Origin of the sequence: Anaerotruncus sp. 1XD42-93 (assembly GCF_009917605.1) — a bacterium.
Classification (GTDB): domain Bacteria; phylum Bacillota; class Clostridia; order Oscillospirales; family Ruminococcaceae; genus Anaerotruncus.
In genome coordinates this window covers 16,929-28,385 of sequence record NZ_QZEG01000039.1, presented here as the reverse complement: position 1 = coordinate 28,385, position 11,457 = coordinate 16,929, and the positions used below count along the sequence as shown (strand labels likewise).

The window sequence follows — 11,457 nt, the reverse complement described above, 5'->3', positions numbered from 1 at the left end:
TCGCCGAAGATAAGACCAGAAGTGTGCTTAATACCGCACAAATTGATTTTTTCCATATCTTTTTTTGCATAATGAAATACCCCTTTTCAATCGTTTCCTATCTTGTGATATTTTTGTGAAAATTTTGTAAATCCGGATTTACAAGTTTTAGTATAGCTTTGCATTCCACGATTTGTCAATCGGTTTTATAAAAATCACAAAGCGGAAGCCCCCGCCTTTCGGCGGGGGCTTCCTGAACCCTATGTAAAACAAAAAATATGGAGGAAACAGATTTTACGCTTTTCTCGAGATTGCAAGTTTTGCTTTCTCGGCGACATTCTCGGGGGTGAGGCCATAGAGCTTGAGCAGAGCGCCCGCCTCACCCGAACGGCCGAACTCGTCCTGCACGCCGACCCGGACAACCGGAATCGGGCACTCATCGCAGATCGCCTCGCAGACCGCGCTGCCAAGCCCGCCGATGATGTTATGTTCCTCAGCGGTGACGATCGCGCCGGTCTCTTTCGCGGCCTTGATGACCAGTTCCCTGTCAAGCGGCTTGATGGTGTGCATGTCGATCAAACGTGCGCTGATGCCCTCGGCTTTCAGCAGTTCCACCGCTTTCAGCGACTCCTGCACCATCAGTCCGGTTGCAATGATCGTGACATCGCTGCCCTCGACCAGTGTGACACCCTTGCCGATCTCGAACTTGTAGTTGGAGAATCCGTCGGTAACGGTTTCGAGCGCAGTGCGGCCGGTGCGCATGAAGCAGGGGCCATCATACGCGATCATCGCTTTGACAGCCTCGCGGGCCTCGTTCGCGTCGCAGGGGCAGAGCACAACCATCCCGGGGATGGTGCGCATCAGGCTCAGGTCCTCAATGCACTGATGGGTTGCACCGTCCTCACCGACCGTCAATCCGGCATGGCTGCCGATCACCTTAACGTTCAGGTGGGGATACGCAACCGAGTTGCGCACCTGGTCATATCCGCGCCCGGCGGTGAACATCGCGAACGAATGACAGAACGCGATCTTGCCGGTGGTGGCAAAGCCTGCCGCCATATCAATCATATTCGCCTCGGCGATGCCGATATTAAAGAAACGATTGGGGTATTTCTCCCCAAAATAGCAGCTCATCGTACAAGTGGAAAGATCGGCGTCAAGCGCGACGATCCTCTCATCCCCGCCGAAGTCCCGCAGGGCCTCGCCATATGCAACTCTGGTAGAAATTTTCTCTCCCATAGATCAACCCTCCAATTCTGCGATGCGCGCATCCAGTTCCGCATAAGCGGTTTTGTATTCCTCCGCTGTGGGACGCCCACCATGCCATTTCACGCCGCCTTCAAAGATCGAGACGCCTTTTCCCTTGACCGTATGGCAGACGATGACCGTCGGCTTGCCCGAGACCTTTTCCGCCTCGTCGAGCGCAGCATTCAGCGCTTCCACATCGTTGCCATCGGCGTTGATGGCGTTCCAGCCGAACGCCCGGAACTTCTCGTCGATCGGGTTGACCGACATAACCTCGCTCACTGCGCCGTCGAGCTGGAGCTGGTTGTTGTCCACAAACAGGACCAGATTATCCAGTTTGAAGTGAGCGGCCGCCATCGCAGCCTCCCAGATCTGGCCCTCTTCGATCTCACCGTCACCGGTGATCGCGTAAACCCGATAGTTTTTACCATCGGTTTTGCCCGCGAGCGCCATTCCGGCCGCGACCGAAAGCCCCTGTCCGAGCGAACCCGCCGACATATCCACGCCGGGGACATGCTTCATCTCGATGTGGCCGGAGAGGTTGCTGTCGATCTTGCGGAAGGTCTTGAGATCCTCGACCGGGAAGAACCCGCGCAGGGCCAGCGCCGAATAGGTGGTCGGGGTGCAGTGCCCTTTGGAGAGGACAAACCGGTCGCGGTCCTCCCAGCGGGGATTTTTGGGGTCAATGTGCATCCGGTCGAAATAAAGCACCGACAGGATTTCGGCGATCGAGAACGAGCCGCCGATATGCCCTGAATTGGCGCATTGGATCGCCTCGAGGGCATGCCGCCGCATTTTCGCGGCGGTCAGGTTGAGCGATTTTACTTTTGCAGCATCCATTGAACGGACCTCCAGTTTTCATAATCGAACGATTCCAAAAGAATCAGAATCGTTTTTTCCAGATTTTTGAATCTTTTTTTCAACAGCATAGGATCATTCCTTGCGGGCATTCTGCTTGCGGTTCTTATACATATCAATATAAACCGCGATCAGGATGATGATGCCTTTGGCGACATACTGCCAATAGGAGTTGACGCGGAGCAGGTTGAGCCCGTTGCTGATGATACCAATGACCAGAACACCGATGAACATACCGCCGACCGTACCGACACCGCCGTACATACTGGTTCCGCCGAGGACCGCAGCAGCGATCGCGTCGGTCTCAAAGCCGATGCCGACCGCAGGCTGGCCGGAGGACATACGGGAAGCGAGGATCACGCCGCCGAACGAAGCGAGGAAGCCGCTGATCGTCCAGACCATGATCTTGACCTTTTTGATGTTGATACCGCTGAACCGCGCGGCAGTGGCATTGCCGCCAACCGCAAACACGTGGCGGCCGATCTTGGTTTTGTTCAGCAGCAGGTAAGCGAGGAACACAAACACGATGGTGTAGATCACCGGCAGCGGCAGGGGGCCAAGGAACCCGTTGCCCAAGCGGGTAAACGGTTCATTGGTGATCGAAACCGGCTGGCCGTTGGCGATCAGGTAAGCCGCACCGCGGCAGACACTCTGCATCGCGAGGGTGACGACGAACGGATGGATACCGGTGTAAGCGATAACCACACCGTTGATGAACCCGACGATAACGCCGATAATCAGTCCGAGGAATACCGCGACCGGGATCGAAACGCCGTACCGCTGCATGGAAACAACGGTGACAACACCCGAAAACGCGATCAGGGCGCCGCCGGTCAGGTCGATACCGCCGAGCATAATCGCCATCATGACGCCGATTGCGAGGAACGCATTGGTCGAGATGGTGCGCAAGACGTTCAGAAAGTTCGCGGTGGTGAAGAAGTTATCCGCTGTGAAACTGAGGATTACAAACAGAACAAGGAAACCGATGAGGATACCGATATTCGCTTTGAGGAAGCGGACGATCGGCCCGAGGATAACGTGGTTCTCATACCGGTCGAGCAATTTTTCTTCCATTTAACTGCCTCCTAACGCATACTTCAGGATCAGGTCCTGCGAGAAGTCCTGATGGTCGAGGAATCCTGCGATCTCACCCTCGCGCATCACCGCCATGCGGTCGCACATATTCATGACCTCGTTCAGCTCGGAGGAGATCATGATAATCGCGATGCCCTGCGCGGCAAGGTCGTTGATGATCTTATAGATCTCCGCCTTGGCTCCGACGTCGATGCCGCGGGTAGGTTCATCAAGGATGAGGATTTTGGGATTGGTCGCCAGCCACTTGGCGAGCACCACCTTCTGCTGGTTTCCGCCCGAGAGGTTGCCGACCCGCTGGGTGATCGACGGTGTCTTGATGTTCATGCTCTTGACCCCGTTTTCCACAATCTCCCGTTCCACCTTGAAGTTGACCACCAGATTCTTGATAAACTGGTCGAGCACCGCAAGGGTAGTGTTAAACGCCACGGTGTTGTCCAGGATCAGACCCTGCGTCTTGCGGCTTTCAGGCACAAGCGCCATGCCGAGCTTCTGGCTCTCGAGGGGGGTAATGTTGTCATGCCGGTGGCCAAACAGCTCGATCTCACCGCTGTCCCGCTTATCCAGCCCCATGATTGCCTGCATCAGCTCGGAGCGTCCTGCGCCGATCAGCCCGTAAAATCCGAGGATTTCCCCCTTGTGCAGCTGGAACGAGCAGTCCTTGACCTGCTTGCCTGCCGAGATATGCCGCACCTCGAGCGCGACTGCCCCCGGTTCGTTAAAGGTACGCACATAGTAGTTTCCGAGTTCGCGTCCGACCATCATCCGGATCAGTTCGTCCTCATTGGTTTCGCTGGTGTTTTTGGTGCCTATGTAGGTGCCATCCCGCATGACGGTGATCCGGTCGGTCAGTTCGAAGATTTCGGACATCTTGTGCGAAATATAGATGACGCCGATGTTCCGTCTTTTCAGATCCCGGATGGTTTTGAAGAGGATTTCCACCTCTTTTTCCGAGAGAGAAGAGGTCGGTTCATCCATGACGATAATTCTCGCGTTCAAAGAAAATGCCTTGGCAATCTCCACCATCTGCTGCTGGCCGGTACTGAGATGGGAAACATGGCTGGACGGAGAGATGTCGAGACCCACAATTTCGAGATACGGTTTTGCCGCTTCGTACATTAAAGGCTTGCTCACCATGCCCAGCGAATTCTTCATCTCCCTGCCGAGGAAGATGTTTTCCGCAACCGTCAGGTAGGGTTCGAGCGCCAGCTCCTGGTGGATAAAGGCGATCCCCTTGCTCTGGGAATCCAGAACGCCATTGATCGTGACCGGCTCATCATCAAGATAGATCTGACCGGTTTCGGGTTTGTAGATGCCGCCCAGCACGTTCATGAGGGTGGACTTACCCGCGCCGTTTTCACCGAGCAGGCCCAGCACCTCCCCCGCCTCAAGATCGAGGTTGACATTATCCAGCGCCTTGACGCCGGGGAACAGCTTAGAGACGTTTTCCATCCTCAAAAGTTTTTTCTGCATTCTTCCACCTCCGTAAACGGGAGAGCGGCTACCGCCGCTCTCCCGGGAATCCCCCACTCCGGGAAGCTGTTATGTTTGAGCTTACTGCCAACCGTCGGTGCCGTACTGGCTGACGTTGTCGCTGTTGATGATGAAGGTATCGATAACGATGTCGTGCTCAACCGTCTCACCCTTCAGAACCTGAAGCGCGGTCTCTGCGGATTTGGAACCGATGGTCTCGGGGGACTGTGCGCCGGTACCGGTCATGGTGCCTGCCTCGATCATGGCTTTTGCATCCGGGTTGCCGTCAACGCCGTAGACCAGAACGCCCTGAAGCTCGGGATGTGCCTGGAGTGCCTGTACGCAGCCCATTGCAGACGGATCGTTGACCGCGAAGAACGCGCCAAGGTCCGGGGAACCCTGGAGAATATCCTCGGCCAGCGGCAGCGAAACACCGGTGTCGCCCTTGCCATCCAGCTCCTGGACAACCTCGAAGTACGGATCATCAGACTTATAACCGATCGTGTCATAGAAGCCAGCCGCACGGTCGATACATGCCTGACCGGAAGGAGAATGCAGAACCGCAACCTTGGAACCCTTCTCGAGCTTCTCCATCATGTCTTTTGCAACGACAACGCCCGCGTTGTAGTTGTTCGAAGCGATGATCGACTCAACGAGGTCAACATCGGTGACCGGGGTATCGAAGTTGATGACCGGGACACCTTCCCGCTGGCAGGCCTCGAGCGCGGGTTTTACGCCGGTGGAGTCCATCGGGGCGACGAGCAGCGCGTCGATGCCGGAAGCCAGCAGGTCGCCGATCTGGTCGTTCATACGGGACTGGTCGTTCTGGCAGTCAATGGTGACGATCTCAACATTGTCCATCGAATCGGTGACCGATTTGACGCCGTCAAGCACTGCGAGCCAGAACGGGTTGTTCATCGTGGTGGGCGCATAGCCGATGGTGATTTTGTCACCGTCGGCTGCCGGGGTGGACTCTGCCGGTGCAGCCTCGCTCGAAGCGGCAGGAGCCGCGCTCGATGCCGGAGCAGCCGACGAAGCCGGTGCCGAAGAACCGCCGCAGCCGGACAGTGCGGTTGCGCCTGCCAGTGCCATTGCCAACAGGATGCTGCTGAATTGTTTGACTTTCATTGTACTTCCTCCTAATGTTTGTCTATTTCAGGCCCTATCCAGGGCCGGGTTGATGAGAATTTTATAAAACGGTTCCGAATGCTCCGCCATCAGTTTGACCGCGTCGAGCGTTTTTTCGAGCGGCAGACGGTGGGAGATAATCGGTGCGGTCTGGATTTTGCCGGTGCGCAGCGCCTCGAGGCTGGTCTCCCACGCATGTTTGGGGAACCGCTTGAACTCAAAGCTCCAGGTCCCCTTGATGGTGAGCTGCCCGCGCAGCAGCTTTTCATAGGCATCCCCCTGGATTTCCAGCGGTTTGGTCGGACGTCCGACCAGCCCGAGCACCCCGGAAGGACGCAGCACCCGCAGTGCCTGGTTGAAAACCGCCGGTGCACCGGACGCTTCAAATACCCGGTCCACACCGCCCTGTGCTTTCAGGAATGCTTCGGCATCGGTTTCCGCACTGTTGACCCCATACAGGCCCAGCTGGTTGGCAACCTCGATCTTTTTGGGATCGAGATCGACCGCATAGACAGTCTTTGCACCGAACACTTTGGCCCACTGGGCGACAAACACCCCGATGGCGCCCAGACCATAGACTGCGACGGTATCGCCATACGAAACACCGCAGTTTTCAATCACGTGGAGCGCAACGCTGATCGGCTCGAGGAAGGCGGTAGAATCGTCGTCCACCTCATCCGGCACAAACACAAGGTTCTGGGCCGGAACCCTGACGTATTCGGCGAACCCACCGTCGCTGCGGGAGCCAAGGAAATCATACGCTTCACAGAGGGCGAACGCGCCGACCTCGCACATGCTGCATTTGCGGCAGGGGATCAATGGGATGACCGCCGCACGCCTGCCTACGAGCGAGGGCTCGACATGTTTGCCGGTTTTGACCACCCTGCCGCCGAACTCATGCCCGGGGATGGTCGGGAAATGGTAGGTACCGGTTGTCAGCACCCGCGGGATGTCCGACCCGCAGACCCCGCAGGCCGAAACCCTGAGCAGGACGTCATCCGGCCCGATCTCCGGGACGGCAACCTGCTCCACCACCAGTTTTCCCGGCGCATGGAGCACCGCCGCCCGCATCTGTTCGCTCATTGGGCAAACCCCCTTCTTTTTCAATCTGCTTTCACGGTTCACTCGATTTTTTCGCTATCCACAGTTTTGTCCGTCTCTGTTCCGGCCTGACAGCCGGCGCTTCACGCCGGTTGGCCCCTGCGCGCCGGGACGCTCGCAGTGGGGCGGCATCCTAAAGATGGCGGGGTCGAGCGGCAGAACCCCCACAGGACTTATTCCAGATTCGCGTGTTTTTTCCAGAGCGCGTGCAGGTCGTCCAGACCTTTTTCCTGCATGACCAGCATCGCGACCGTATCCCCCAGAAGCAGCAGGCTCTGTTCAAACAGGCTGCTCATCGGCTGCTGCGAGGCGATCTCGCCCGGCAGGTTCAGCTTGGTGCGGCAGGGAACCCGGACAAACAGATCCTCATATTCCGCCATCGAGCTGTTGGGATTGGAACCGATATGCGCAATCTTGGCGTTGTACCGCTTGGCGATTTTCACGATTGCGAGCGGGACCGCACTTTCTCCCGAGCCTGACCCGATCAGAAGCAGGTCACGGTCGGTGATGGCCGGTTCGTCGATCGCGCCGACAAAGTTAGCCTCAATGCCGAGATGGTTCAGCCGTTTGGCGAGCGCCTGAAGCATCAGCAGCACCCTGCCGACCCCCACGACGAACACCTTTTCGGCATCACAGATCATCCGGACCAGCCGGCTGACCTCTGTTTCCTCCACATTTCCGAGCGCTCCGGCCAGCTCCTTCAGGATCAGGTCCCGGGCCTCGGCATAACCGCCGCTCATCCGTTCAGCTCCGCGCGGGTCTTCCAGGGGAAGAGAACCGCCTTGATCGTGTCCTTGCGCTCGACCGCCGCGAATGCCTCGTTAAACTCATCAAGGGTATACCGGTGGGTGATATAGTCAGAGGCTTTGACCTTGCCTTCGCTGATAAGCTGGAGTGCTTCGCGGTTCTGCCGCCCGAGACTGGACGACGCGCCAGTCAGCATGACCTCTTTATAATGGATGATGTTTGCTTCGATATGGGAGATACAGTTGTCCTTGGGCAGGCCGCCGAAAAAGTTGACCCGTCCGCGCGGCGCCGCGAGTTTGATAGCGACTTCCTGTGTCTCGTGGGAAGGTGCGGCGACGATCACCACATCCGCACCCAGCCCATCTGTTTCGGTGAGCACCCGCTCGACCAGCGCGTCCCCCTGCTCGGTGAACACTGCATCCGGATGGAACCGTTCGGCGGCTTTCTGAAGCCTGCCGGGAGTGCGTCCCGAAAGGAGCACCTTTTTTGCGCCGCGCGCGCGGGCAAGCTGGATATGCATACAGCCCGCAGGCCCGGGGCCGATCACCAGCACCGTGTCCCCCTCGCCGACCATCGCGCGTTCCTGCGCATTGATGCAGCAGGCGAGCAGTTCGGACATACTTGCTTCCTCAAACGAGAGGTTGTCAGGGATTCTGTTGACAAAGCCATTTTTCACGACGTTTACCGGCGGGACGATATACTGGGCAAACCCGCCCGAGCTTGCGTAACCGATACTCGGCTGAGGGTTGACGCAGACGTTGCCCATGTCGTTTTTGCAGTATTTGCATTCACCGCATCCGTGTCCCGGCGCAACGCAAACCCGGTCACCGACCGCATAACCGGTCGTTCCCTCGCCCAACTCGACGATCGTACCGGCAATCTCGTGACCGATAATCCGCGGAAATGTCGCCCGTGGATCCCCTTTGGTGAAGATTCGCAGGTCTGACCCGCAGACCGCACACGCCTCCACCCGGATTTTCATACTTCCGGGGAGCGTTTTGGGGTCCTCCACCTCGAGTACCCGGGCATCACGTATTTTTTCTACAACAGCAGCTTTCATCTGAAAACCCCCTTTTTATGCTTATAAGCCTCTTGGCGAGGCCGCGTGGTATCCTCACAGCGCAGAGCGCGACCAAAGGCTCTGCCTTTGGAATCCGCTGCCTTTGAAAAGGTGGGCGAAACTTTTCAAGAAAGACTTGGATTGGCTTTGGCTGCCGCCGCGGCGTGCGCAGGGCCAGCCGGCGCGAAGTCAGGCCAGAAAACATTTCATCGGATAAAACTAGTTAAATGGTATACAGGGTGGAGCCTGCTGGGTACAGCTTCAAATAGGTCTGATAGGCTTCCTCATAACGGGCGGCACGTTCCGGGTCAGGCAGGAACGTGCCCCGTTCATGCAGCAGATCGCCGCCCGCCTCCCGCAGACTGCGGAACTGGCCGCTGCCCATCCCTGCAAGCATCGCCGCGCCCAGACATCCCGCCTCCTCACAAGCCATCGAAACAACCCGCCGGCCGGTGATGTCGGCTTTCATCTGGAGCCACGGCGCAGACCGCGCGCCGCCGCCGATACACCGCAGTTCCCGCACCGAAATCCCACAGGACTCCATATTGGCGAGATTCAGCCGCCCCTCAAAGCAGGTCCCCTCGAGGATTGCCCGATAGAGCTGATAACGGTCGGTATCGAGTGTCAGGCCCGCAAACAGCCCCTGCGCTCTGAAATCCATCTGCGGGGTACCCGCCCCTGCGAAATAGGGCAGTGCAAATACCGAAGCGGGCTGATCCCGAAGTTCGGTGAGCTTCTGGTCATACTGCGCATAGAACCCTTCCTCCGGCGCATCCAGCAGTTTGGTGCGGAACCATTCCAACAGGGAAGCACAGGTGGTAAGGAAGGTCATGTAAGCGTAAAGCCCCTCCCCTGGATAGGGGTAAACCGGGATATTGCAGGCGAGGTTCTGCCGGGAGGCGGTGAGCCGGCTGCTTACACAGACGATGCTCTCGGTGGTGCCGAGCGAGTCCATCGCGACCCCCTCATCGAACACCCCCGCCCCCAACGAACAACAGATTTGATCGTGACTGCCGCAGAAGAGCCGCAGCGTATCGGGGTAACCGAGCGATGTCAGTACGGGGCCTGCGGTTCCGATCGGGGTCCCCGCTGCAACCGGTTCGGGCAGTTTTTCAACCGGTATTCCACAGAGCCCGGTCAGTTCCTCCGACCACCGCCGCGCACGCAGGTCGAAAAGCATCGTACGGCTGGCCATCGCATAGTCGATCGCGGGAGCCGCACCCAGCCGGAATGCTATGTAATCCCCGAAGCAGAAAAATTTCCACGCTTTTTCAAAGCCATCGGGGGCATGGTTGCGCAGCCAGAGCAGTTTCGTGGCTGAAAACATCGGATGGGACGGCATTCCGGTCTGCTCCATCACCCGGAACCGGTCGGTCTGTCCGGCAAACCAGCCAAACTCCTCCGCGTTGCGGGAATCAAATGTGAGGATCGCATTCATCAGCGGCTTGCCTTCCCGATCCACCGGGACGACCGCTTCCCCCTGTGTCGAAACGGCGAGCATCCCAACCTGTGAAGCGTCGGCCTGCCCAGCCAGCCGCTTCAGGCACCGGACCACCGCCTGCCAGACCTCTTCCGGGTCCAGCTCGAGCAGGCCCTTGGCCGGGCAGATGCAGGAATACGGTTCCCGCACACAGGCCACCATCCGTCTGCCGGGTTCAAAAACAGCCGCTTTCGCGCCGGAGGTGCCCACATCAATGCCGATTATCTGCATAACGTTCCCTCCGCCCCTCTCAAACCGGGGCAAAATTCAGATTCGTTCTTTTTCGAGTTCCCGAACCGTCTCATAGAACCGGTCCAAGCAGTTTTTATCCATATGCAGCGCCACATTCATATAAATACAGTCCAGCAGGACGATCTGCGTGATATTTTCGCAGGCCGGTTCATAAGAGTGGTCACGGCCGCGATACTCAAGATTGGCGTAGTTATAAGCGGTGAGGAAGAGGTATTCGGCAGCCTGCGCCAGCGGGGAACCTTCCGCGCTGGTGATCCCTACGGTGAACGCCCCGCGCTCCCGGGCGAGCTTCAAACAGTTGACCACCGATGCCGTCCGGCCGTAGTTGCTGATCCCGATCACCACATCCTGCTTGTCACACATGGTGGCGGCGACAACCTGCTCGTGCACATCACTGTAGCAGAAGGACGGGATTCCCAGACGGTAGAGACGGGTCCGGCCGCTTTCGGCAGTGATGTGCGAGCGTCCACAGCCAAGGAAGATGACATTGCGCGCCTTGATGATCCGCTGGGAGACGATCTCCACCAGGGAAAAATCGAGCGCCTTGATCGTATCGGAGAGCATCTGCTGGTTGCTGCTGAATACCTTCCGGCAGACCTCCTCGGTCGTGTCCCGCTCGGATGCCCCGCCGTACTCGAAGGTGATCTTGCTGCTGGGGGAATCGCTGGAAACCGGGCCGACGCTTTCGGTGAGCGAACCCGCAAGCTCAAGCTGGAACGACTTGAAATTCCGGTATCCAGCCTGTTTGACAAACCGGGTCACCGAAGCGATGCTCACGCTGCTCGCCGCTGCCAGCTCACTGATCCCCATATAGATCACCCGGTTTGGATTACTGATGATGTAGTCAGCGATCTGCTTCATAGCGGGGTTCATCTGCTGGTATTTATTTTTGATGCAGAGGACCACAAGCGGTGTTTCCGGCATAAAAAAGCTCCTTTGGACGAGTATCGAAAAAGATTTTTATAGAAATCTTTTTCGTGGTAATTTTCTATCGGATAATTATTTACAAGCCTATTATAAGATTCCGGAACCGGGTTGTCAA

At 57.5% G+C, this 11,457-nt stretch carries 10 protein-coding genes; all 10 read right to left on the bottom strand.

The window, feature by feature from the left end; translation table 11 throughout:
- Positions 1 to 273 precede the first annotated feature (273 nt).
- Positions 274 to 1,218 carry a transketolase family protein gene (locus D5269_RS12700; RefSeq protein ID WP_016315771.1) on the bottom strand — a complete coding sequence of 315 codons (945 nt, stop codon included), beginning with the start codon at positions 1,216 to 1,218 and terminating at the stop codon, positions 274 to 276.
- A gap of 3 nt (positions 1,219 to 1,221) precedes the next feature.
- Complete coding sequence (locus D5269_RS12695; RefSeq protein WP_120485889.1) at positions 1,222 to 2,064, bottom strand: transketolase; 843 nt, start codon at positions 2,062 to 2,064, stop codon at positions 1,222 to 1,224.
- 93 nt (positions 2,065 to 2,157) lie between these two features.
- Complete coding sequence (locus D5269_RS12690; protein WP_016315769.1) at positions 2,158 to 3,156, bottom strand: ABC transporter permease; 999 nt, start codon at positions 3,154 to 3,156, stop codon at positions 2,158 to 2,160.
- Positions 3,157 to 4,647, bottom strand: a complete 1,491-nt coding sequence (locus D5269_RS12685) for a sugar ABC transporter ATP-binding protein (RefSeq protein ID WP_016315768.1) — start codon at positions 4,645 to 4,647, stop codon at positions 3,157 to 3,159.
- Between the two features lie 81 nt (positions 4,648 to 4,728).
- The gene (locus D5269_RS12680) at positions 4,729 to 5,775 is read right to left on the bottom strand and encodes a sugar ABC transporter substrate-binding protein (RefSeq protein ID WP_016315767.1); all 1,047 of its coding nucleotides are present in this window, start codon (positions 5,773 to 5,775) and stop codon (positions 4,729 to 4,731) included.
- 27 nt (positions 5,776 to 5,802) lie between these two features.
- A complete protein-coding gene (locus tag D5269_RS12675) occupies positions 5,803 to 6,858 on the bottom strand; it encodes a galactitol-1-phosphate 5-dehydrogenase (RefSeq protein ID WP_016315766.1) in 1,056 nt (351 codons plus the stop codon).
- A 191-nt stretch (positions 6,859 to 7,049) separates the two neighbouring features.
- Positions 7,050 to 7,616, bottom strand: coding sequence for a 6-phospho-3-hexuloisomerase (hxlB, locus tag D5269_RS12670; protein WP_120485888.1), 567 nt, complete (start codon positions 7,614 to 7,616; stop codon positions 7,050 to 7,052).
- Positions 7,613 to 8,683 (bottom strand): alcohol dehydrogenase catalytic domain-containing protein, encoded by a 1,071-nt coding sequence (locus D5269_RS12665; protein ID WP_120485887.1) that lies wholly within the window; start codon positions 8,681 to 8,683, stop codon positions 7,613 to 7,615. Before D5269_RS12665 ends, hxlB begins: the two co-directional genes overlap by 4 nt.
- Before the next feature lie 223 nt (positions 8,684 to 8,906).
- A complete protein-coding gene (locus D5269_RS12660; RefSeq protein WP_120485886.1) occupies positions 8,907 to 10,394 on the bottom strand; it encodes an FGGY-family carbohydrate kinase in 1,488 nt (495 codons plus the stop codon).
- A 36-nt stretch (positions 10,395 to 10,430) separates the two neighbouring features.
- Complete coding sequence (locus D5269_RS12655; protein WP_016315762.1) at positions 10,431 to 11,339, bottom strand: MurR/RpiR family transcriptional regulator; 909 nt, start codon at positions 11,337 to 11,339, stop codon at positions 10,431 to 10,433.
- Positions 11,340 to 11,457 lie beyond the last annotated feature (118 nt).